We start from the raw sequence: 22,666 nt of genomic DNA, 5'->3' as shown, positions 1-22,666 counted from the left end.
CGCGAATCCGCCTGTCGCCGCACCGGACCCTGCCGTAGGTTCTACTCAGATGAGAGATACACCCCGCCCACAGGGGACTGTGGGCGATTTCAGGCCGGGGCCTCCCCAGCTTCGACCTGGTCGTGCCCTCGCGCACACAACCGGGGCCACCGGCTCCGGATCTCCTCACCGATCGGACGGTCGCCCGCCCCAAACCCCCCGGGGCGCGCGGCGTTCCGATCCGGACGGCCGCCCCGGAACCACCCCCCCTGTTCCGGGGCGGCCGACCTCCTTCCTTCGCTTTCCCCTCCTGGGACTCCTGGGACTTCTGGGCCTGCCGGCCCTCCTCTTCGCGCTGATCACCTGGCAGGTCGTGGCCCATGGCCCGCTGCTCCGCCTGGACAGCCGCCTGAGCAGCGCACTCGTCCACCCGGACCGGTTCTCCGAGCTCCTCTCCGACCTCGGGAACGTGCAGGTCGCGGTCCCGGTCCTGGTGCTCGTCATCGCGTACGCCGCCCGGCGCGGCCGCGCCACTGGTACAGACCGCTGGTGGCTGCCGCCCACGGCCGCCGCCGTCCTGATGGCCGTGGTCCCGGCGATCATCGTGCCGGTGAAGGACTGGACGGCCCGCCCGGGGACCCCTGTCGTCCCCCCGGCGGTCGGCTACTTCCCCTCCGGCCACACGGCGACGGCGGCGATCGCGTACGGCTCCGCGACCCTGCTCCTCCTCCCCTGGCTCACGTCCGCCGCCGCCCGCCGGACCACCGTCGCCGTCTGCGCGGCCCTGGTCCTCGGCGTCTCCTACGGCCTGGTCCGCCGCGGCTACCACTGGCCGCTGGACGTGGTGGCCAGCTGGTGCCTGGCCACCGTCCTGCTGACGTCCCTGCGGCTGCTGCTCAGCCGAAGTACGCGTCGAAGTTCTTCTGGAACTCCCAGTTCGAGAACCGGTCCCAGTTGATCGACCAGGTCATCAGGCCGCGCAGGGCCGGCCAGGTGCCGTGGGTGGCGTACGACCCGCAGTTGGTCTTCTTCGTCAGGCAGTCCAGGGCCTTGGTGACCTCGGACGGGGCCACGTAGCCGTTGCCCGCGTTGGTCGACGCCGGCATGCCGATCGCGATCTGGTCGGGGCGCAGCGGCGGGAAGACGTTGTTGGCGTCGCCCGCCACCGGGAAGCCGGTCAGCAGCATGTCGGTCATGGCAATGTGGAAGTCGGCGCCGCCCATGGAGTGGTACTGGTTGTCCAGGCCCATGATCGAGCCCGAGTTGTAGTCCTGGACGTGCAGCAGGGTCAGGTCGTCGCGCAGGGCGTAGATGACCGGGAGGTACGCCCCGCAGCGCGGGTCCTGGCCGCCCCACTTGCCGGTGCCGTAGTACTGGTAGCCCATCTGCACGAAGAACGTCTCGGGCGCCATCGACAGCACGAACTTCGACCCGTACTTGGCCTTCAGGGTCTTGAGCGCGGAGATGAGGTTGACGATCACCGGGGTCGTCGGGTTCTTGAAGTCGGTGTCGCTCGCGTCCAGCGACAGGGAGTGGCCCTCGAAGTCGATGTCCAGGCCGTCCAGGCCGTAGGTGTCGATGATGTTCGAGACGGAGGAGACGAAGGTGTCCCGCGCGGCCGCGGTGGTCAGCTGCACCTGGCCGTTGGCGCCGCCGATGGATATCAGCACCTTCTTGCCGGCCGCCTGCTTGGCCTTGATCGCCGCCTTGAAGTCGGCGTCGCTCTCCACGTTCGCGCACTCGGTGACCGGGCAGCGGTTGAAGCGGATGTCCCCGGAGGTGGCCGAGGTCGGTTCACCGAAGGCCAGGTCGATGACGTCCCAGCTGTCGGGGACGTCGGCGAGCCGGGTGTACCCGGCACCGTTGGCGAAGGAGGCGTGCAGGTAGCCGACCAGGGCGTGCGTGGGCAGGCTGCCCGAGCCCCCGGAGGAGCCGGCGGTCGTGGTGGCCGTCACCGCGGCCGACTTCGCGGACTCGCCGGCGTCGTTCACGGCGGTGACCTGGAAGCTGTACGCCGTCGACGGGTTCAGCCCGGCCACGGTGGCCGAGGTCCCGGTCGCCGTCTGGACTTTCACCCCGTCCCGGTAGACCGCGTAGCTCGTCGCGCCGGTGACCGCGGTCCAGGCGAGGGCCACGCTGGAGGAGGTGACCGTGCCGGCGGTGAGGCCGGTGGGCGCGGCCGGCGGCTGGCCCGCGGAGGCGCCCGGCCCGACCAGCGACACGTCGTCGGCGTAGTAGGCGCCGGTGCCGTACCAGCCGTGGGTGTAGATGGTGACCTTGGAGGTCGAGGCGCCAGTGGTGAAGGTGGTCGTGAGCTTCTGCCAGTCGGGGGCGGACTGGGTCCAGGTGGAGACGTCGGTGGTGCCGGTGCCGCTCGCGCCGAGGTAGACGTAGGAGCCGCGGACGTAACCGGACAGCGTGTACTGCGAGCTCGGCTTGACGGTCACGGTCTGCGCGCACTGGGCGTTGTCACTGCCGGCCGGGGTCGCCTGCAGCGCAGAAGCCCCGCTGTGCACGGGTGAGTTGACCGCCGTACCGCTGCCCGCCGTACAGGTCCAGCCGGACAGGCCCGCCTCGAACCCGCCGTTGACGGCGAGGTCCGCGTCGGCCGCACGGGCGGCCGACGAGAGCGCGGTGATACCGGGCACGGCCAGCAACGCGGCCGTGAGCATGGTGAGGACAGGTCTCGCGCGAACCACAAGTGCCTCCGGGGATGGGGGATTTGGAGGTGGGGTGCGCACTCAACTTGGTCCAGACCAATTCACCTGTCAAGAGCTGCGGCTCTTTACAACCGCCCGGAGACAGCGCGCCCCTTCAGGGGCGCGGGGAACTGCGCGACCAGCCACAACGGCGCCGCACCCACCCACCGGCCCGGACACGAACGGCGCCTAGTCACCGTCGGCCAAGCCGGCGGCAGCCTCATGCATCGCCAGCTCCAGCAACGCCGGATCCGTCAGCGTCCCCGACCCGTCCGGCGCCACCAGCCATCGCACCCCCTGGGTCGACCGCCCGGGATACGGCACGACGATCCAGGTGCCGGCGCCCGCCGTGCGGATCCCGGTGCCGAGCCAGCGGGCGGCCGTGCCGGGCGGCACGAAGAAGCCCACCCGGTTGTCCCCGAAGTCGGCCAGGACGGGCCCCGGCTGGTCGAGGACGCGGGTGAGCACGTCGAGGGTCGGATAGCCGAGCTCGCCCGGCAGGATCAGTACGTCCCAGGCCCTGCCGGCGGGCAGCAGCGCGACCCCTCGCGGGTTGCGCTCCCATTCCCAGCGGCAGGCCTCGGGATCCGGCGCCACGGATACCAGCCACTCGACCGCCGTCTTCGCCCCAGTCATCAGAAGACCTCCCCATCTCAGTCGTCGACGCGGGCTTCGCGTCACGAGGAGAGAGGGAGGTCTTCCGGGGGCATTACGCGGGTTTCCCCGCCCCGTTGGAGTGAACTGGATCACACTCCGGCCCGGACCGCGGCCGGACCGGACCACTCTGCCGGGCTCAGCTGTCGAAGCCCAGCCCCAGCCGGTCCATCGTCCGCAGCCACAGGTTGCGGCGGCCGCCGTGCGCGTCGGCGCGGGCCAGGGACCACTTGGTGAGGGCGATGCCGGTCCAGGCGAACGGCTCGGGCGGGAACGGCAGCGGTTTCTTGCGGACCATCTCCAGGCGGGTGCGCTCGGTCTCCTCCCCGGCCAGCAGGTCCAGCATCACGTCGGCGCCGAACCGGCTGGCGCCGACGCCCAGGCCGGTGTACCCGGCCGCGTACGCGACCCGTCCCTGGTGCGCGGTGCCGAAGAACGCCGAGAAGCGGGAGCAGGTGTCGATCGCGCCGCCCCACGCGTGCGTGAAGCGGACGCCCTCCAGCTGCGGGAAGCAGGTGAAGAAGTGCCCCGCGAGCTTGGCGTAGGTCTCCGGACGGTCGTCGTACTCCCGGCGCACCCGGCCGCCGTAGTGGTGGACGGCGTCGTAACCGCCCCACAGGATGCGGTTGTCGGCGGACAGCCGGAAGTAGTGGAACTGGTTGGCGGAGTCGCCGAGGCCCTGCCGGTTCTTCCAGCCGATCGCGCCGAGCTGCTCGGCGGTGAGCGGTTCGGTCATCAGGGCGTAGTCGTAGACCGGGACGGTGTAGGCGCGGACCCGCTTGAGCAGGTTCGGGAAGATGTTGGTGGCGAGCGCGACCTGCCGGGCGCGGACCGCCCCGTACGGGGTGCGTACGGCCATGCCGGCGCCGTAGGCCTTCAGGGCGAGGGCGGGCGTGTGCTCGTACACCCGGACGCCGAGCGCGAGGCAGGCCTGCTTGAGGCCCCAGGCGAGCTTGGCCGGGTGCAGCATGGCCACGCCGCGCCGGTCGTACAGGCCCGCCTCGAAGGTGGGCGAGGCGACCTGCTCGCGGACCGCGTCGGCGTCGAGGAACTCGATGCCGTCCGCGAGGCCCCGCTGCTCCAGCTGCTTGTGCCAGTCGCGGAGTTCCCACGCCTGGTAGGTCTCGGTGGCGACGTCGATCTCGCCGGTGCGCTCGAACTCGCAGTCGATGCCGTGCCGGGCGACGGCGGCCTCGATCTCGTCGAGGTTGCGCCGGCCCAGCTCCTGCAGCCGGTGGATCTCCTCGGGCCAGCGGGCGAGCCCGTTGGGCAGCCCGTGGGTGAGGGAGGCGGCGCAGAAGCCGCCGTTGCGTCCCGAGGCGGCCCAGCCCACCTCGTGGCCTTCCAGCAGGACGACCTCGCGCCCGGGGTCGCGCTCCTTGGCGTTGAGCGCGGTCCACAGCCCGCTGTAGCCGCCGCCGACGACCAGCAGGTCGCAGGTGTCGGCGCCGGTCAGCGCGGGCTCGGGGTGGGGCTTGCCGGGGTCTTCCAGCCAGTACGGGACCGGCTGTGCTTCGGAAAGAGACTTGGTCCAATCTGCCTGACGGCTCATGGCGCTTGGGGCCATGATTTTCAACTCCCTACAGAGTCAACTAAGGGTTATGCCTTTTGCCTGTTGCGGCGGTTGTTGATGAGCATGGATGCCAGGACGAACAGTACGGCGACCAGGAACATGGCCGTACCGATGACGTTGATCTGGACGGGCGTGCCGCGCTGTGCCGAACCCCAGACGAACATGGGGAAGGTGACGGTGGAGCCCGCGTTGAAATTGGTGATGATGAAATCGTCGAAGGAGAGCGCGAAGGACAGCAGCGCGCCCGCCGCGATTCCGGGGGCCGCGATGGGGAGGGTGACCCTGACGAACGTCTGCACCGGTCCGGCGTAGAGGTCGCGGGCCGCCTCCTCAAGGCGCGGGTCCATCGACATCACACGCGCCTTGACCGCGGTGACGACGAAGCTGAGGCAAAACATGATGTGGGCGATCAGGATGGTGTAGAAGCCCAGCTGGGCGCCCATGTTGAGGAACAGGGTGAGCAGCGAGGCGGCCATGACGACCTCGGGCATGGCCATCGGCAGGAAGATCAGCGAGTTCACGGCGCCGCGGGCGCGGAACCGGTAGCGGACCAGTGCGAAGGCGATCATCGTGCCGAGGACGGTGGCGCCGATCGTCGCCAGGGCGGCGATCCGGAGGCTGATGGAGAGCGAGCCGCACATGTCGGCGACCCCGCACGGCTGCTTCCAGGCGTCCAGCGAGAACTGCTGCCATTCGTAGTTGAAGCGCCCCTTCGGTTTGTTGAAGGAGAACACCGTGACGACGACGTTCGGCAGCAGGAGATATCCGAGGGTGAGGATTCCCGCGATGACGACGAGATTCTTCTTGAACCACTTGACGAAGGGCATTTAGACCAGATCCTCCGTCCCGGACCGGCGGATGTAGAGGGTGACCATGGCGAGGATCGCGGCCATGAGGATGAAGGAGAGCGCGGCGGCCGTCGGGTAGTCGAGAATGCGCAGGAACTGCGTCTGGATCACGTTTCCGATCATGCGGGTGTCGGTCGAGCCGAGGAGTTCGGCGTTGACGTAGTCACCGGCGGCCGGGATGAAGGTGAGCAGCGTGCCGGAGACCACGCCCGGCATCGACAGCGGGAAGGTGACCTTCCGGAACGTCGTCCACGGCTTGGCGTACAGGTCGCCGGCGGCCTCGTGGAGCCGTCCGTCGATCCGCTCCAGCGAGGTGTAGAGCGGCAGGATCATGAACGGCAGGAAGTTGTAGGTCAGGCCGCAGACCACCGCGAGCGGGGTGGCGAGGACCCGGTCACCGGCCGTCCAGCCGAGGAAGTTGGTGAGGTCCAGGATGTGCAGCGAGTTCAGCGTGTGCACGACCACACCGTTGTCGGCGAGGATCGTCTTCCAGGCCAGGGTGCGGATCAGGAAGCTGGTGAAGAACGGCGCGATCACCAGGATCATGATCAGGTTCCGCCAGCGCCCCGCGCGGAAGGCGATGAGGTAGGCCAGCGGGTAGCCGAGCACCAGGCACAGGACCGTGGCCGCGGCGGCGTAGAAGACGGACCTGAGGAACTGCGGCCAGTACTCGCTCAGCGCGTCCCAGTAGGTCGCGAAGTGCCAGGTGACCTTGTAGCCCTCTTCCAGGGAGCCCGTCTGGATGGACGTGGACCCCTGGTAGATCATCGGCAGCGCGAAGAAGACGACCAGCCAGAGGATGCCGGGCAGCAGCAGCCAGTAGGGAGTCCATTTGCCGCGCCTGCGCGGGGCCTTCTTCGTCTCGGGTTCGGCGACCGCCGGCGGCGGGGGCGCCTCGGAGAGCGTGGCCATCAGGCGGCCTCCTCCTCGGTGCCGGCGTCGATGTCCTGGGCTGCGTCGAGGCCGAAGGTGTGGGCCGGGCTCCAGTGCAGGACGACGTCGGCACCGGGGACGAGCCGCCCGTCGCGCTCGACGTTCTGCACGTACACCGCGAACTCGGGGCAGACCGCGCTGTCGATGACGTACTGCGTGGAGACGCCGATGAAGCTGGCGTCGGCGACCTTGCCGGTGATGCGGTTGCGGCCCTCGGGGATGGAGCCCGCGTCGTCCGCGTGCGTGAGGGAGATCTTCTCCGGCCGGACCCCGACCAGCACCTTGCCGCCGGTCGCGGTCGGCGCCGAACATCGCGCCTCGGGCAGCACCAGCTTGCCGCCGCCCGCCTTCAGGATGATGTCGTCGCCGTTCTTCGTGTCGACCTCGGCCTCGATCAGGTTCGAGGTGCCGAGGAAGTTGGCGACGAACGTGGTGTTGGGGTTCTCGTAGAGGTCGGCCGGCGAGCCGAGCTGCTCGACGCGTCCCGCGTTCATCACGGCGACCGTGTCGGCCATGGTCATGGCCTCCTCCTGGTCGTGCGTGACGTGCACGAAGGTGATGCCGACCTCGGTCTGGATCCGCTTGAGCTCCAGCTGCATCTGGCGGCGCAGCTTGAGGTCGAGGGCGCCGAGCGGCTCGTCAAGGAGGAGCACCTTGGGGTGGTTGATCAGCGCCCGGGCCACCGCGACCCGCTGCTGCTGGCCGCCGGAGAGCTGGTGCGGCTTCTTGCGCGCCTGCTCGCCGAGCTGGACCAGCTCCAGCATGTCCTCGACCTGCTTCTTCACGCTCTTGATGCCGCGCCGGCGCAGGCCGAAGGCGACGTTCTCGAAGATGTCGAGGTGCGGGAAGAGGGCGTAGGACTGGAAGACCGTGTTCACCGGCCTCTTGTACGGCGGCAGATGGGTCACGTCCTGGTCGCCGAGGTGCACGGTGCCGGTGGTCGGCTCCTCCAGCCCCGCGATCATGCGCAGGGTGGTGGTCTTGCCGCAGCCGGAGGCGCCGAGGAGGGCGAAGAAGGAGCCCTGCGGCACGGTCAGGTCCATCGGCTGTACGGCGGTGAAGCCGTTGTCGTAGGTCTTGCCGATGCCGGTGAGGCGGACGTCGCCGCTGCTGTCTGTCGTCATGGTGTCGTCACGCCCCTGTGAGCTTCGCGAACTTCTGCTGGTAGGCCGTCTCTTCCTTCGAGCTCAGGGAGCGGAAGGCACGGGACTTGGCCTGCATGGCCTTGTCGGGAACGATCAGCGGGTTGGTCGCCGCCGTCTTGTCGATCTTGGCAAGGTACGGCTGCACGTCCGCGACCGGACTGACGTAGTTGATGTAGGCGGCGAGTTCCGCGGCCTGCTCGGGCTCGTAGTAGTAGTCGATGAGCCGCTCGGCGTTCGTCTTGTGGCGCGCCTTGTTGGGGATCAGCAGGTTGTCGGTCGACGTCATGTAGCCGCTGTCCGGGATGACGTAGGAGACGTCCGGGTTGTCGGCCTGGAGCTGCACGATGTCGCCGCCCCAGGCGACACAGGCGGCCAGGTCGCCCTTGCTGAGGTCCGAGGTGTAGTCGTTGCCGGTGAAGCGGCGGATCTGGCCCTTGTCGACGGCCTTCTGGAGGCGGGCGATCACCGCGTCGTAGTTGTCGTCGGTGAACTTCGCCGGGTCGATGCCCATGTCGAGCATGGTCATGCCGACGGTGTCGCGCATCTCGGTCAGCAGGCCGACCCGGCCCTTGAGCGCGGGGTTGTCGAGCAGGTCGGAGACCGACTTCACCTCGACGCCGTTCAGCGCCTTCTTGTTGAAGGCGACGACCGTGGAGATGCCCTGCCACACGTACGAGTAGGCGCGGCCCGGGTCCCAGTCGGGGCTGCGGAACTGGTCCGACAGGTTGGCGAAGGCGTGCGGCAGGTTGGACGCGTCCAGCTTCTGGACGTAGCCGAGCCGGATCATGCGGGCGGCCAGCCAGTCGGTGAGGACGATCAGGTCCCGGCCGGTGTCCTGGCCGGCGGCGAGCTGCGGCTGGATCTTGCCGAAGAACTCGTCGTTGTCGTTGATGTCCTCGGTGTACTTGACCGTGATCCCGGTCCGCTTGCGGAACGCGTCGAGGGTCGGATGGTTCTTCCCGCTGTCGTCGACGTCGATGTACTCGGGCCAGTTGGAGAAGTTGACGACCTTCTCCGTGGCCGAGTGGTCGTCGGCGGAGACCCCGCCCTGGGACTTGCCGGCCGCGGGGATGCCGCAGGCGCTCAGCGCCCCGGCGCCGCCCACCGCGAGCGCGCCGCCCAGGAACGACCGGCGGGCCAGGGCGGCCCTGCCATGACGGAGACTGCGCCGCATGGCGGTCACTTCGACCGGTGTCAGGCGGTCGGGCTCGTACTGCCTCATACGCTTGATGCCCTTTCGGGAAGGTGGCCGGGGTCAGCGGCCGGAGCTGTGACTATCGGTCCCCGAAGATCGTGCGGTGCCAGTCCTTCCGCGACACCGCCGTATTGTCGAACATAACGTGCTTGACCTGGGTGTACTCCTCGAACGAGTACGCCGACATGTCCTTGCCGAAGCCGGACGCCTTGTAGCCGCCGTGCGGCATCTCGCTGATGATCGGGATGTGGTCGTTGACCCACACGCACCCCGCCTTGATCTCTCGGGTCGCGCGGTTCGCCCGGTAGACGCCACCGGTCCACGCGGAGGCGGCCAGACCGTACGGGGTGTCGTTGGCCAGCCGGATCCCCTCATCATCACTGTCGAACGGCAGAACGACCAGCACCGGTCCGAAGATCTCGGACTGGACGATCTCGCTGTCCTGCGGCGCGTCGGCGACCAGGGTCGGCCGGTAGTACGCGCCGGCCTTCAGCTCCCCTCCGGGAGCCTCCCCGCCGGTCACCACGCGCGCGTAGCCGCGCGCCCGCTCGACGAATCCGGCGACCCGGTCCCGCTGGGCGTGCGAGATCAGCGGTCCGAGGTCGGTGCCGGGCGCGAACGGGTCCCCGAGCCGCACGGTCTCCATCAGGGCGGCCGTCCGCTCCACGAAGGCCTCGTAGAGCGGCCGCTGCACGTACGCGCGCGTGGCGGCGGTGCAGTCCTGCCCGGTGTTGATGAGCGAACCGGCGACGGCCCCGTTGACGGCCGCCTCCAGATCCGCGTCGTCGAAGACCACGAAGGGCGCCTTGCCGCCGAGCTCCAGGTGGAGCCGCTTGACGGTCGCGGTGGCGACCTCGGCGACCCGCTTGCCGACACCGGTGGACCCGGTGAAGGAGGTCATGGCGACGTCGGGGTGCCCGACGAGGTGCTCACCGGCCTCCTTGCCCGTCCCCGTGACGATGTTGATCACACCGTCCGGGATACCGGCGAGGGTGGCGGCCTCGGCGAAGAGCAGCGAGGTGAGCGGGGTGAGCTCGGCCGGCTTGAGCACGATGGTGTTGCCGGCGGCGATCGCCGGGAGGATCTTCCAGGCGGCCATCTGGAGCGGATAGTTCCAGGGCGCGATGGAACCGACGACACCGATGGGCTCACGGCGGATGTACGACGTGTGGTCGCCGGAGTACTCGGCGGCGGCCTGGCCCTGCAGATGCCGGGCGGCACCCGCGAAGAAGGCGGTGTTGTCGATGGTCCCGGGCACGTCGAACTCGCGGGTGAGCTTCAGCGGCTTGCCGCACTGGAGGGACTCGGCGCGGGCGAATTCCTCGGCGCGGTCGGCGAGCACGGCGGCGAACCGGTGCAGCGCGTCGGACCGGTCGCCGGGGGTCGTCGCGGCCCAGCCCGGAAAGGCCTCCCGTGCGGCGGCCACGGCCCGGTCGACGTCCTCGGTGCCGGCCAGCTCGTACGTGTACACCTCCGCGCCGGTGGCGGGGTCGACGACGGCGTGCGTACGGCCTGACGTGCCCTTGGCGAACCGGCCCGCGATGTACTGCGCGCCGCCCGCGAGCCGCTCCTGCGCGGGGAAGGTCTCCGGGGTGGCGGTGCCCGGGTTGTCCATGTCGCTTCTCCTCCGCCGTCACCCCGTCCGAGAGGCGGGTGGCGTAGCTCCAGCTCGATTTGACTGCCGATCCTGACAGAGCAGGGGGCGACCAACAAGTGATTCCGTTGTTGCCTTTTGGTTACGCGACGGAATCTGTCGACCAGGTGTCGAGTCGGCAGTGAAAAGGCAGGACGGAGTGTCAGTGGTGGCTGCCAGACTGGCGTGCATGGCGGAGATCGATTCTGTGGAGGCCCTGATCAGGGCGGTCCGGGCGGGGGCCAGGATCAGGTACCTGCACTTCTGGGGACACCGGCCGAGGCCGGACGGGCAGGTCTCGGCGAGCTGCCTGAGCCAGTGGTGGCCGTCACCCTTCGTGGTCGACGGTGTGGAGTACGCGACTGCCGAGCACTGGATGATGGCGGGAAAGGCCCGGCTCTTCGGGGACGCGGAGGCGGAGCGCGCGGTCCTGGCGGCGGGACACCCCGCCGAGGCGAAGAAGGCGGGCCGACTGGTCCGGGGCTTCGACGAGGCGACATGGCAGCGGGAGCGCTTCGGCATCGTCACCGAGGGCAGCGTCCACAAGTTCGCCGCCGCGGCCGGTCTGCGCGACTTTCTGCTGGCGACCCGCGACCGGGTCCTGGTGGAGGCGAGCCCGGTGGACCGGGTGTGGGGGATCGGCCTGGCGGCGAAGGACGCGGGGGCGGAGGATCCGGAGCGGTGGCGGGGGCTGAACCTGCTGGGATTCGCGTTGATGGAGGCGCGGGAGCGGTTGGTGAGAGAGGGGACTGGTTCCGTCTGAGAGGCGCGGGGGCCTGTGCCCGACCCCCAGGCACCCGCACCCGCACCCGGACGACGGCCTCTATTGGTTCCCCTGGCTCCCCGCCACCACGATCAGCGTGATGAACGCGCCCGCGAGCACCAGCCCCGCCGACCCGCAGATGATCCCGGCCAGCGCCTGTCCGCCGTTCGTCGCCTCCCCCCGCTTCACCCGGGCCCGCCCGATCGACCCGAAGACGATCGCCAGCACTCCCATCACCAGGGCCACCGGCGCCAGGCAGAACCCGATCGCGCTGATGATCCCGGTCACCATGCCGGCCGTCCCCAGCCCGTTGTTCGGCATCGGCTGCATCCCGGCCCAGCCGCCGTACCCCCCGTAGCCTCCGGGCCCGGCCGGATAGGACGGCAGCGGCTGCCCGGGATAGCCGTACCCCGGCACCGGGGCGCCGGGCGCGGCGGCGCCGGGGTAGCCGTACGGGACCGGTCCCGGCCCGTTCGGGGCGATCGGCGGTGGCGGGACCGCCGCGCTCTGCGGCCGCTGCGGTGCCGGCGGGGCGTAGGGGTTGGGCGGCGGTCCGGCGGGGTCCGGCGCCGCGAAGGGGTTCACCGGCGGAGCCGGGGGTGTGTCGGAGGGCGCGGCGAAGGGGTTGGCCCAGCCCTGCGGCGCCGCGCCTGCGGAGCCGTCCGGCCCCGGGACCGCCGCGACCGTCCGCTGGTCATGGACCGACGGCGGTACCACCGGCGCCTCCGGCCCGGCCCCCTCCCCGGCTCCCTCCCCCTTGTCCAGCCGTACCTGCGGAGTCTCCGGCGCTTCGTCAGCCATCTCGCGATGTCCCCTCTCCCGACCGCATGCCGCCGTCATGCTACGGCTCTGTCCTGTCGAACTCCGGTCCGGCCTACGATGACCTCGCATCACCGATCAGCCGATCACCGCGTCGGACCCCACGGCCGTACCCCGCCGTGGGCGGCCCGCGCCGTTCCGGGGAGGAACCCTTGACCGACCGCCACACCGACCCCGCCGTCCTGCGCGACGCACGCGGCACGAACGATGTGCACGCCTTCATCGCCGGACTGCCCAAGGCCGAACTGCACGTCCACCACGTCGGCTCCGCCTCCCCCCGCATCGTCTCGGAACTGGCCGCCCGGCACCCCGACTCCAGGGTCCCGACCGACCCCGAGGCCCTGGCCGACTACTTCACGTTCACCGACTTCGCCCACTTCATCGAGGTCTACCTGTCGGTGGTCGACCTGATCCGCACGCCCGAGGACGTACGGCTGCTCACCTACGAGGTGGCCCGCGACCTCGCCCGCCAGCAGGTGCGCTACGCCGAGCTGACGGTCACCCCGTTCTCCTCCACCCGGCGCGGGATCGACGCGCGGGCCTTCATGGACGCGATCGAGGACGCGCGGAAGGCGGCGGAGGCCGAGTTCGGCACGGTGCTGCGCTGGTGCTTCGACATCCCGGGCGAGGCGGGTCTGGAGGCCGCCGAGGAGACGGTCCGGCTGGCGACCGACGACCGGCTGCGCCCGGAGGGCCTGGTCTCGTTCGGTCTCGGCGGCCCCGAGATCGGCGTGCCCCGGCCGCAGTTCAAGCCGTACTTCGACCGGGCGATCGCGGCCGGCCTGCGCTCCGTCCCGCACGCGGGCGAGACCACCGGCCCCGGCACGGTCTGGGACGCGCTGACCCACCTGCGCGCCGAGCGCATCGGCCACGGCACCAGCTCCGCGCAGGACCCGAAGCTCCTCGCCCACCTCGCCGAGCACCGCATCGCCCTTGAGGTGTGCCCGACCTCCAACATCGCCACCCGCGCGGTCCGCACCCTCGAAGAGCACCCGATCAAGGACTTCGTGGCCGCCGGTGTGCTGGTCACGGTCAACTCCGACGACCCGCCGATGTTCGGTACCGACCTCGACAACGAGTACGCGGTCGCCGCCCGTCTCCTCGCCCTCGACGAGCGCGGCCTCGCGGACCTCGCGAAGAACGCGGTGGAGGCGTCGTTCCTGGACCTCGCGGGCAAGGCGAGGATCTCGGCCGAGATCGACGCCTACACGAAGGCGTGGCTCGCCCCCTGACGAGCCCTGAGACCATGGGCTCATGCAGACCGTGACCGCCGTGGCCCACCGCGGCGACCCCTACCGCTTCCGCGAGAACACGCTCGACTCCCTGCGTTCCGCGCTCCGCCGGGGCGCGGACGCGGTGGAGACCGACGTCCGCCTCACCCGTGACGGCGTTCCCGTCCTCCTGCACGACGACACGCTCAAGCGTCTGTGGGAGCACGACCGCCCGCTGCGCTCCCTGTCGGCCGACGAGGTGCGCGGCCTCACCGCGGGCGGTGTCCCGACCCTCGCCGAGGCGCTGGCGGCGACGGAGGGCAGCCGGGTGATGCTCGACCTGCCCGGCGACCCGGGCGAGCGGGCGGTGGCGAGGATCGTGGCCGTGGCCCGGGAGTGCGACGCGACGGACCGCGTCTACTACACGGGGGACGCCGTCGCGATGCTGGCGGTCCGGGCGGCCGCCCCGTCCGCCGAGATCGCCCTGACCCGCAAGACCCTGGCACCGGTCCGCCCCGCGCTCCTGGACGTGATCCGCCCCCGTTACCTGAACTACCGCTTCGCCCTGCTCGACCGCGCCCTGACCGAACACGTCCACCGCAGCGGCTGCCTGGTCTCCTGCTGGACCCCGGACACCCGCCGTTCGATGCGCCGCCTGCTGGACATGGGCGTCGACTCGATCACCACGAACCGGGTGGACGTGCTCAACGCCGTGCGCGGCTACACGACCGACTTCTGAGGCACCGTCGCCGGATCGTCCGGCGTCTCCCGCGTCACATACTGCGGAACCGGCGCCGCATCCGTCCCGTCGTCCCGCACCAGCCCGTACCGGATCGCCCCCTCCGGAGGCCCGGACAGCACGTCCTTCTCCACCGCGTCCCAGGAGGACGGGAAGACGCTCACCCCGTAGTCGGCCCCCCGCTCGTTCACGGTGAGCGTCACGCTGCCGTCCACGTAGTAGTACTCGTTCTGCCACATCTGCTGGGCGCCGGCGGGCAGCACGTCGTACCCGGTCGCCGAGCTGCCCATCCCCGTCGCGGACGTGTCCGTCGAACTCACCCGGTCGTCCATCCGCCGCCCGCCTCCCGACGCCACATGGAAGATCCTCCCCTTCAGCCCGGTCCAGCTCGGCACGACCAGGCTCCCGGACCGGTACTGCGGTGAGATCTGCCAGCGGACCAGCACATAGCCCTGACCGGAGAGGGTGACGTTGTCCCCGCGGTGGTTCAGGACGGCGTGCGCCCCGCCCGTGCTGGTGATCCCGGCCTCCGGCCGATGCGGCAGCGCACCGGGCTTCGCGTCCGGGTCCGGCGCCGGGTCGACCGCGTCGACGACCGAGCCGTAGACCCCCGCGCTCGCCGAAGCCGACGGGGACGCGGACGCGGGCGCGGACGGCGGAGTGGAAGGGGACGGCGAGGGCGCGGTGACCGGGGCCTGCGGCACCGCGCGCGTGCCCGCCGCCGTCGGCGACACCGCGGCCCGCGGCGCCGGGTCGTGCGGCGTCCGTACGACGACGTACGCGCCGCCCGCCACGATCGTCGCCCCGGCGGTCACCGCCACCGCAGGCTTGGCCAGCGCGCCCAGCACCTTCGCCGACCAGCCGGCGGACGCGGAACCGCCCGCGGCCGCGGCCGCCGTCTTCGCGCCGAGCGCCGGCGACAGGACGAAACCGGCCGGGACCGGCACCAGGGCGATCCCGACCAGCAGGCGTTCCGCCGGTACGACGGAGCCGCGGGCGTCGCCGCAGTAGCCGCAGCCGCGGATGTGCCGGGCCAGCCGCTTGCGCCAGACGGAGTCGGGCCGCCCGTCCCAGCGGCCGGTCAGCTCGCGCAGTGCGGGGCAGGCCCCGTCCAGCGCGCGCACGATCCCCCGCGAGGTCTCCAGCCGCTCCTTCATGCGCTGGACGCGCACGGCGGCGTGCTGCCGGCTGATGCCGACGGCCGCGGCCAGTTCGCGGCGGGTGAGTTCGCCCGAGACCTCCAGCCACCACAGCGACACCAGCTGCCGGTCCTCGGCGTCCAGCCAGCGCACGGCCTCCGCGACCTCCCGCCGCTGGCCCTCCAACTGGAGCCGCAGCACGGTGAGTTCGGCGAAGTCGGCGGCACCGTCCGGGACCGCCTCGTCCAGTTTCCGGTCCTGTCTGCGGCGCGCCCGGTCCCGGATCTGCCGCATGGCGATGGCCACCAGCCAGGAGCGGAAGCTGTCCGGGTCGCGCAGGGTGCCGAGGTTGTCGACGGCGCGCAGCATGGTCTCCTGGACGACGTCGTCGACGTCGGCATGGCCGTTGAGGGCGCGGCCGACCACGTTGTAGACCAACGGCAGCCAGCCCTCGACCAGTTCGTCCAGCGCGCGCCGGTCGCCGGCCTGCGCGGCCGCGACCGTGGCCCGCCACTGCCGTGACACCGGCACGTCCGTCCTCATGACCGCACCCTCTCAGCCGGAGCGGCGGCCTTGGCAATGTCGGGGATCACAGTGTGGAGACGGAGTACGGGGCTCCGCGATAACACTTTTTTTCGCCCCGGTTCTCGCACCGACTCCTTCCCCCTAGGGGCCGCCCCCATTAACTCCCCTATTTTCAGGAGCAGTTGATGGGTGACGTCTCAGGGGCGCACGCCCTCCTCACCGACGATCCGGCCGGCCTCCGTGCCCCCGGAGGATGGCCGGGTCCCCCCACCCGTGCTCTCCCCCCCTGCCCCTTTCCTCCTCTCCCCTGGAGCCCGCGCATGCGTGTCCGTACCCGGAGTACCGTCCTCGCCGCCTCGCTCGTGCTGGCCCTCGCGGCCGGACCGCTGGCGGTCCCCGCCGTCGCGGCATCGGTCCCCGCCGCCGCCCCCGCCACCGCCCCGGACGGCACCGGCCCGGACGCGGACGCGCTGCGCGCCGCTCTCGCCGGGCTGCCCGACGCGGACGCCACCGCCGCGCTGGTGCGGGTCGGGGGCACCGACGGTGTCTGGCGCGGCAGCGCCGGCGTGCACGACCTGGCGAGCGGCCGGCCGGCCGACCCGGACGCCCGCTTCCGGGCCGGTTCCACGACGAAGGTGGTGACCGCGGCCACCGTGCTGGAACTGGCGGCGCAGGGGCGCATCGACCTCGACCGGCCCGTCCAGCGCTACCTGCCCGGCCTGTTCACCCGGGCCTTCCGGCCCATCACCGTACGGCAGTTGCTGAACCACACCAGCGGCATCCGGGCGGGCGACGGCTGGGGCGACTCCTTCGAGGCGCAGTACGCGCACCGCTTCGACACGCTCACGCCGGAGCAGGTCGTGCGGTCGGCGGTGGCGAAGGGGCCGGAGTTCGCGCCGGGAACGCAGCAGGACTACCTCAACATCAACTACACCGTGCTGGGGCTGCTGATCGAGAAGGTGACCGGGCGGTCGTACGCCTCGGTGGCCGAGCGGCTGGTCCTGCGGCCCGCCGGGATGCGGGACACCTACTTCCCGGGCACCGATCCGCGGATCCGCGGCCCGCACAACCACGGCTACCAGAAGGTGACGAAGGCCGACGGGACGACGGCGTTCCTGGACGTCACCGAGTGGAACCAGGCGGACCGGTTCGCGGCCGGGGACATGATCTCCACCACCGCGGACCTGGAGCGGCTGCTCACCTCCCTCTTCCGGGGACGGATCGTGCCGCCGGGACCGCAGCTGGAGGAGATGTTCACGGTCCCGGCGGGCATCGAGGGCGCCACCTACAGCGCCGGGCTCCAGCGCTTCGCCTACGGCGGCCGGGTGTACTGGGTCAAGTCGGGCTCCCGGTACGGCTACAGCGCGGTCGTCGCCGGGACCCGGGACCTGAGCCGGACCCTCGTCTACTCCGTGAACGCGACCGACGCGAAGGGCGAGGACACCAACCCGGTCGCCGAGCGGATAGCGCTGGCCGCGCTCAAGTAGGCCGGGCCGGGGTGCCGGGGGAAGCGGCGCACCGTCCGCCGCAGTGAGGACGCCGCCCTGGTACCCCGGTACCAGTCCCCCGCCGAAGATTCCCCCGGGGTCCCAGGGCCCGGGGCCTGCCCGCTCCTACCGTCGACAACGGACACCGCGCCGGGACCGGCCGCGGCCGAGTGCGAGGCAGGAAGGCCCAGATCCATGATCGAAGCGCGCGAACTGACGAAGCGCTACGGCGACAAGACCGTCGTCGACCGGCTGAGCTTCACCGTGAAGCCGGGCGAGGTGACCGGCTTCCTCGGCCCCAACGGCGCCGGCAAGTCCACCACCATGCGGATGATCGTCGGCCTGGACGCCCCCACGCACGGCTCGGTCACCGTCAACGGCCGTTCCTACGCCCGGCACTCGGCGCCCCTGCACGAGATCGGCACCCTCCTGGAGGCCAAGTCCGTCCACCCGGGGCGCAGCGCGGTCAACCACCTGATGGCGCTCGCGTACACGCACGGCATCCCGCGCAGCCGGGTCGAGGAGGTCATCGAGCTGGCCGGGCTGACGAGCGTGGCCGGCAAGCGGGTCGGTGCCTTCTCGCTCGGCATGGGCCAGCGGCTCGGCATCGCCTCCGCGCTGCTCGGCGACCCGGCGATAGTCATGCTCGACGAACCCGTCAACGGCCTCGACCCCGAGGGCGTGCTCTGGGTCCGCAACCTGCTGCGCCAACTGGCCGACGAGGGGCGGGCCGTGATGCTCTCCTCGCACCTGATGAGCGAGACCGCGCTGATCGCCGACCACCTGGTGATCATCGGCCGGGGCAGGCTGCTCGCGGACACCACGGTCGAGGACTTCACCCGGGAGGCGGGCGGCGGTGGCGTGAAGGTCGTCACCGGCGAGCCCGCGAAGCTGCGCTCGCTGCTGGCCGGGCCCGACGTCACGATCACCTCCTCGTCCGCCGAGGAGCTGCTGGTCGCGGGCCGGGAGGCCCGGGAGATCGGCACGCTCGCCGCCCTGCACGGCGTACCGCTGTACGAACTCACCCCGCAGGCCGTCTCCCTGGAGACGGCGTTCATGGACCTCACCCGGGACGTGGTCGAGTACCAGAGCGCTCCGGCCGGCACCGCACGAAAGGCCGCCTGATGACCGTCACCAGCATCACCCCCGCCCGCCCGACGGCGTACAAGGTCTCCGGCGGCCGGGTGCTGCGCTCGGAGTGGGCCAAGTTCTGGTCGCTGCGCTCCAGTTGGATCACCCTCGCGGTCGCCGTGTTCCTGCTGGTCCTGTTCGGGACGATCGCCAGCTACACCTACACCGCGGGCGCCGCGGCGGGCGGCCCGCCCGGCCGGAACACCGGCGACAGCGACGCGGTCAGCCTGGCCCTGACCGGGGTGACGTTCGCGTCGCTGGCCGTGGGCGTGCTCGGGGTGCTGCTGTCGGCCGGCGAGTACAGCACCGGCATGATCCGGTCCACGCTCACCGCCGTCCCGCGCCGGCTGCCGGTGCTGTGGTCGAAGGCCGCCGTGATCGGCCCGATCGCGCTGGTCCTCGCCACGCTCGGCGCGCTGGCCGCGTTCGGTCTCGGCTCGCCGGGCCTGGACGGGGAGAAGATCTCCCTGTCGCTCGGCGACGACGGGGTGCTGCGCAGCCTGGCCGGGGCGGGCCTCTACCTCGGTCTGGTCGCCGTCTTCGGCGTGGCCCTGGGCGTGCTGCTGCGCAACTCCGCCGGGGCCATCGCCTCCCTGGTCGGCATCCTGCTGATCCTGCCCGGTCTGGCCTCGCTGCTGCCCGACTCCTGGTACGACACCCTCAGCCCGTACTTCCCGAGCAACGCGGGCCAGGCGGTGTACGCCCTGCACCAGTCCTCCGACGCCCTGTCGCCCGGCGCGGGCATCGCCGTCTTCGCCGGCTGGGTGGCCCTGACCCTGGCCGGGGCGGCGTACCGGCTGGTCAGGACCGACGTCTGACCCGGGCCGGCGCACCGGACGACGACGGCGACCGAGGACAATGGACGGCATGAGTCCGCCGCACCGCGCGGCAGCCGCCGGGGACACCGCCCGGGGGACGGCGAGCACGCCGTCCCCCGGGTTCGACGCGGCCTGGGCGCATCCGCTGCTGGGCCGGATGCTGCGCGACCGCAGCCGCCGGCGGCAGCTGGACCGGCGGCATCCGTGGCTGCTCGACACCGCGACGGTGCTGTTCATGCTGCTGGTCAGCCTGCCCGACCTGCTGATGGTCGACCACGGGTCGCCCTTCGGGGACGAGGCCGCCCGGGACGCGCTGCGGCCCGCTGTGCTGTACGCCTTCGTCGCCGCGCTGGTCGTTCCGCTGTGGTGGCGGCGCCGGGCCCCGGCCACCGTGTACTTCACGATCCTCGCGGTGAACCTCGTCGAGTGGTCGGCGGGGGTCTGGCTGCGGGCGGGCACCGCCACCCTCGTCGCCCTGTACACCCTGGCCCGCAACGGCTCCCTGCGCGTGCTGGGCTGGGCGGTCGGGCTGAGCGTCGGCTCGCTGGCGCTGGCCGTCTACGCCCTGGCCCCGATCGAGCATCCGCTGCTCGGCGCGTTCTTCCTGCTGGGCACGATGACCGCGGCGGTCGCCGTCGGCCTGACGGTGCGGATCCGCGGGCTGTACCTCGCGGCCCTGGAGGACCGCGCCCGGCAGCTGGAGGTCGAACAGGAGCAGCGGGTGCGGCTCACCGCCGCCGCCGAGCGCTCCAGGGTCGCCCGGGAGATGCACGACATCGTCGGCCACAACCTCTCCGTGATGGTCAGCGTCGCCGACGGCGCGGCGGTCCTCGCCGGCAACCGGGGCGAGCGGTCCGCGGAGGCCCTGCGGATCCTCGGCGACACCGGCCGGCAGGCGATGAGCGAGCTGCGCCGGGTCCTCGGCGTGCTGCGCGAGGGCGCCGACGACGAACGGCCGCTCGCGCCGCAGCCGGGCGTCGGGGACCTGGACCCGCTGCTGGCCCGGGTCCGGGCGGCGGGGCTGCCGGTGACGTACCGGACGGTGGGCGACCCGGACGCGCTGGGCGACGGTGTCCAGCTCACCGTCTACCGGATCGTCCAGGAGTCGCTGACCAACACCCTCAAGCACGCGGGGCCGGGCGCGTCGGCCGAGGTGACGGTGGCCGTGGCGCCGGGCGAGGTGCGGGTCCGGGTCGCGGACACCGGCACGGCGCCGGAGCCGGAGCGGTCCGACGAGACCGCCGGCCACGGCCTGGTCGGCATCCGGCAGCGGGCCGCGATGTACGGCGGCACGGTCGTCGCCGGGCCGCGCGGGGGCGGCCCCGGCTGGCTGGTCGACGTCGTCCTCGACGTGCCCTCGGGACCGTCCGTACCACCCGTTCCGCCCGTACCACCCGCCCCGTCGGCTCCGGGAGAGCAGCTGTGACGACCGTACTGATCGCCGACGACCAGCCCCTGCAGCGGATGGGCGTGCGGATGCTGCTGGAGGGCACCCCCGGTCTGGAGCCGGTCGGCGAGGCGGAGCACGGCGCGGCGGCGGTACGGCTCGCCGCCGAACTGCGGCCCGACGTCGTCCTCATGGACATCCGGATGCCCGGCATGGACGGCCTGGAGGCGACCCGGCGGATCGTCGCCACCGGCGGCCGCACCCGCGTCCTCATCGTGACCACCTTCGACCTCGACGAATACGCGTACGACGGGCTGCGCGCCGGGGCCAGCGGCTTCCTGCTCAAGGACGCCCGCCCGGAGGAGCTGGTCGCGGGCATCCACGCGGTGGCGAGCGGCGAGGCCGTGGTGGCCCCCTCGCTGACCCGGCGTCTCCTGGACGCCTACGCCCACCGGGTCCTGGCGCCCGCCGCCCCCGACGAGGACCCCAGGCTGCGCTCGCTGACCGACCGCGAGCGCGAGGTGCTGGTCGCCATCGGCCTGGGCTGGAACAACACCGAGATCGCCGAGCGCCTCGTCCTCACCGAGTCGACCGTGAAGAAGCACGTCGGCCGGGTCCTCGCCAAGATCGGGGCGCGCGACCGGATCCAGGCCGTGATCACGGCGTACGACGCCGGACTGGTCCGGGCCAAGTAGTCGGACCCCCCTCTCCCGGTGCGGCGGCTCCAGGCGTAGCATGTGAACGAAACAGTTTCGTTCACGGAACGGACCTCGCATGGAGAAGACAGGCACGGTCTCCGTACTCGTCGTCAACGACCAATCCCTCCAGCGGCTCGCCCTGCGCATGCTCCTCGCCGCCGAGCCCGGGCTGACGGTCGTCGGGGAGGCGGCGGACGGGGACGAGGCGATCCGTGCGAGCGCCGCGCTCCGTCCCGACGTCGTCCTCATGGACAGCCAGCCGTCCCGGGCGGACGCCATCGACACCATCCGGCGCATCGCCCGCCCCGCCGCCCGGACCCGCACCCCCGCACCCGGCTTCACCGGCGAGGCGGCGGCCGCCTCCCGCACCTCCCGGGTGCTGATGCTGACCGCGGCCGAGCAGGAGGCGGACGCCTGGGCGGCCCTGCGGGCGGGGGCCGGCGGCTTCCTGCTCAACGACGCCGACCCGGCCGAACTGACCGCGGCCATCCGGGTGGTGGCCGCCGGCGACGCCGTCATCACGCCCGGTCTGACCCGCGCGCTCATCGACGCCGTCCGCCAGCAGCACACCGTCCGCCCCCTGCCCCGCACCTCGGGGCTCGGCACCCTCACCCACCGCGAGCGCGACGTCCTGATCGCGGTCGCCTCGGGCTGGACCAACGCCGAGATCGCGCAGTGGCTGTCCATCGCCCCGACCACCGTGAAGACCCACGTCAGCAACGTCCTCGCGAAGATCGGCGCCCGCGCCCGGGTGCAGGCGGTGGCCTTCGCCTACGAGTCGGGGCTGATCCGGCCGGCGGCCTGAGCGGCAGCGGAACGCTCAGAAGCTCTCGCCGCCGAGCGCCTTGAGGAACGCCAGCGGGTTCCAGTACTCGCGGTACTTGACGATCTTTCCGTCCTTGAACGTCACGAAGGTCGCGTAACTCATGTCGTACGGGTTCCCGTTGGCGAGCACCCGGCCGGTGACGGACCAGTCGGCGACGGCCGTGTCCGGGTCGTCGGTGGCGTGGACGGTCGCCGACGTGATCCGGTGCACGTCGATGAGGTCGGGGTAGCCCTTCAGGTACTCGTAGACGGCCGCCCGGCCCTCCAGCCGGGCGGGGCTGCCCTCCGGGGCGAAGGGGAACTCGACGACGACGTTCTCGTCGCACTGGTCCGCCCAGGCCTTCATGTCCTTGGCGAGGAAGATGTCGAGGCTGCGCCGCACCAGGTCGGCGGCCGTAAGGGTCTCGGTCATGATTCGTCCGTTCTCATCGCGTTCCGCAGTGGGCCACGAATTTATGTGGCTAG

At 71.6% G+C, this 22,666-nt stretch carries 20 protein-coding genes and 1 pseudogene; 10 read left to right on the top strand and 11 right to left on the bottom strand.

The features are described 5' to 3' along the window. The first annotated feature begins 79 nt into the window (after positions 1-79). Positions 80-937, top strand: coding sequence for a phosphatase PAP2 family protein (locus ACFZB3_RS44830; protein WP_391388478.1), 858 nt, complete (start codon positions 80-82; stop codon positions 935-937). Here the strand turns inward: ACFZB3_RS44830 and ACFZB3_RS44825 are convergent. The 8 genes from ACFZB3_RS44825 to ACFZB3_RS44790 all read right to left on the bottom strand — a co-directional run bounded on the left by ACFZB3_RS44825 (position 876) and on the right by ACFZB3_RS44790 (position 10,641). Beyond that, positions 876-2,651, bottom strand: coding sequence for a carbohydrate binding domain-containing protein (locus ACFZB3_RS44825; RefSeq protein WP_391388619.1), 1,776 nt, complete (start codon positions 2,649-2,651; stop codon positions 876-878). The genes ACFZB3_RS44830 and ACFZB3_RS44825 overlap by 62 nt on opposite strands. Before the next feature lie 216 nt (positions 2,652-2,867). Then, positions 2,868-3,314 carry a hypothetical protein gene (locus tag ACFZB3_RS44820; RefSeq protein WP_391388475.1) on the bottom strand — a complete coding sequence of 149 codons (447 nt, stop codon included), beginning with the start codon at positions 3,312-3,314 and terminating at the stop codon, positions 2,868-2,870. A 157-nt stretch (positions 3,315-3,471) separates the two neighbouring features. Next, complete coding sequence (locus ACFZB3_RS44815) at positions 3,472-4,899, bottom strand: FAD-dependent oxidoreductase (protein WP_391388473.1); 1,428 nt, start codon at positions 4,897-4,899, stop codon at positions 3,472-3,474. Positions 4,900-4,931: 32 nt separating this feature from the next. Next, entirely contained in the window at positions 4,932-5,732 is an 801-nt protein-coding gene (locus tag ACFZB3_RS44810) for an ABC transporter permease subunit (protein WP_391388471.1), read from the bottom strand. Next, on the bottom strand, positions 5,733-6,665 hold the full coding sequence (locus tag ACFZB3_RS44805; RefSeq protein WP_391388469.1) for an ABC transporter permease subunit: 933 nt from the start codon (positions 6,663-6,665) through the stop codon (positions 5,733-5,735). Further along, on the bottom strand, positions 6,665-7,810 hold the full coding sequence (locus ACFZB3_RS44800) for a polyamine ABC transporter ATP-binding protein (protein ID WP_391388466.1): 1,146 nt from the start codon (positions 7,808-7,810) through the stop codon (positions 6,665-6,667). Before ACFZB3_RS44800 ends, ACFZB3_RS44805 begins: the two co-directional genes overlap by 1 nt. A gap of 7 nt (positions 7,811-7,817) precedes the next feature. After that, on the bottom strand, positions 7,818-9,053 hold the full coding sequence (locus ACFZB3_RS44795) for an extracellular solute-binding protein (RefSeq protein WP_391388463.1): 1,236 nt from the start codon (positions 9,051-9,053) through the stop codon (positions 7,818-7,820). Between the two features lie 52 nt (positions 9,054-9,105). Continuing rightward, positions 9,106-10,641 carry an aminobutyraldehyde dehydrogenase gene (locus ACFZB3_RS44790; RefSeq protein ID WP_391388460.1) on the bottom strand — a complete coding sequence of 512 codons (1,536 nt, stop codon included), beginning with the start codon at positions 10,639-10,641 and terminating at the stop codon, positions 9,106-9,108. 208 nt (positions 10,642-10,849) lie between these two features. On the opposite strand from ACFZB3_RS44790, the gene ACFZB3_RS44785 reads away from it, so the two are divergent. Continuing rightward, positions 10,850-11,422 carry an NADAR domain-containing protein gene (locus tag ACFZB3_RS44785; RefSeq protein ID WP_391388457.1) on the top strand — a complete coding sequence of 191 codons (573 nt, stop codon included), beginning with the start codon at positions 10,850-10,852 and terminating at the stop codon, positions 11,420-11,422. A 60-nt stretch (positions 11,423-11,482) separates the two neighbouring features. Here the strand turns inward: ACFZB3_RS44785 and ACFZB3_RS44780 are convergent, their stop codons facing one another. Next, on the bottom strand, positions 11,483-12,223 hold the full coding sequence (locus tag ACFZB3_RS44780; RefSeq protein WP_391388455.1) for a DUF4190 domain-containing protein: 741 nt from the start codon (positions 12,221-12,223) through the stop codon (positions 11,483-11,485). A 26-nt stretch (positions 12,224-12,249) separates the two neighbouring features. Between ACFZB3_RS44780 and ACFZB3_RS44775 the strand changes: the two are divergent. Both ACFZB3_RS44775 and ACFZB3_RS44770 read left to right on the top strand, forming a co-directional pair. After that, positions 12,250-13,473, top strand: a pseudogene (locus ACFZB3_RS44775) (adenosine deaminase). A gap of 22 nt (positions 13,474-13,495) precedes the next feature. Beyond that, the gene (locus ACFZB3_RS44770) at positions 13,496-14,191 is read left to right on the top strand and encodes a glycerophosphodiester phosphodiesterase family protein (protein WP_391388452.1); all 696 of its coding nucleotides are present in this window, start codon (positions 13,496-13,498) and stop codon (positions 14,189-14,191) included. Here ACFZB3_RS44770 and ACFZB3_RS44765 read toward each other — a convergent pair. Next, complete coding sequence (locus ACFZB3_RS44765; RefSeq protein ID WP_391388449.1) at positions 14,173-15,873, bottom strand: sigma-70 family RNA polymerase sigma factor; 1,701 nt, start codon at positions 15,871-15,873, stop codon at positions 14,173-14,175. The genes ACFZB3_RS44770 and ACFZB3_RS44765 overlap by 19 nt on opposite strands. Before the next feature lie 302 nt (positions 15,874-16,175). Between ACFZB3_RS44765 and ACFZB3_RS44760 the strand changes: the two genes are divergently transcribed. The 6 genes from ACFZB3_RS44760 (at position 16,176) to ACFZB3_RS44735 (ending at position 22,181) form a co-directional block, all read left to right on the top strand. Continuing rightward, positions 16,176-17,342 carry a serine hydrolase gene (locus ACFZB3_RS44760; RefSeq protein ID WP_391388446.1) on the top strand — a complete coding sequence of 389 codons (1,167 nt, stop codon included), beginning with the start codon at positions 16,176-16,178 and terminating at the stop codon, positions 17,340-17,342. Between the two features lie 195 nt (positions 17,343-17,537). Further along, positions 17,538-18,467 (top strand): ATP-binding cassette domain-containing protein, encoded by a 930-nt coding sequence (locus ACFZB3_RS44755; protein ID WP_391388443.1) that lies wholly within the window; start codon positions 17,538-17,540, stop codon positions 18,465-18,467. Further along, the gene (locus tag ACFZB3_RS44750; RefSeq protein ID WP_391388441.1) at positions 18,467-19,291 is read left to right on the top strand and encodes an ABC transporter permease; all 825 of its coding nucleotides are present in this window, start codon (positions 18,467-18,469) and stop codon (positions 19,289-19,291) included. The genes ACFZB3_RS44755 and ACFZB3_RS44750 overlap by 1 nt, the downstream gene beginning before the upstream one ends. Before the next feature lie 49 nt (positions 19,292-19,340). Continuing rightward, complete coding sequence (locus ACFZB3_RS44745) at positions 19,341-20,717, top strand: histidine kinase (RefSeq protein ID WP_391388438.1); 1,377 nt, start codon at positions 19,341-19,343, stop codon at positions 20,715-20,717. After that, positions 20,714-21,373, top strand: coding sequence for a response regulator (locus ACFZB3_RS44740; protein WP_391388435.1), 660 nt, complete (start codon positions 20,714-20,716; stop codon positions 21,371-21,373). The genes ACFZB3_RS44745 and ACFZB3_RS44740 overlap by 4 nt, the downstream gene beginning before the upstream one ends. 79 nt (positions 21,374-21,452) lie before the next feature. Then, positions 21,453-22,181 (top strand): LuxR C-terminal-related transcriptional regulator, encoded by a 729-nt coding sequence (locus ACFZB3_RS44735; protein WP_391388432.1) that lies wholly within the window; start codon positions 21,453-21,455, stop codon positions 22,179-22,181. A gap of 15 nt (positions 22,182-22,196) precedes the next feature. Here ACFZB3_RS44735 and ACFZB3_RS44730 read toward each other — a convergent pair whose 3' ends face one another. Next, positions 22,197-22,613, bottom strand: coding sequence for a nuclear transport factor 2 family protein (locus ACFZB3_RS44730; RefSeq protein WP_391388429.1), 417 nt, complete (start codon positions 22,611-22,613; stop codon positions 22,197-22,199). Positions 22,614-22,666 lie beyond the last annotated feature (53 nt).

Source organism: Streptomyces sp. NPDC008092, from assembly GCF_042957285.1.
Taxonomy (GTDB): domain Bacteria; phylum Actinomycetota; class Actinomycetes; order Streptomycetales; family Streptomycetaceae; genus Streptomyces.
The sequence above is the reverse complement of the archived record's forward strand: the minus strand, read 5'-3'. Positions and strand labels throughout refer to the sequence as shown.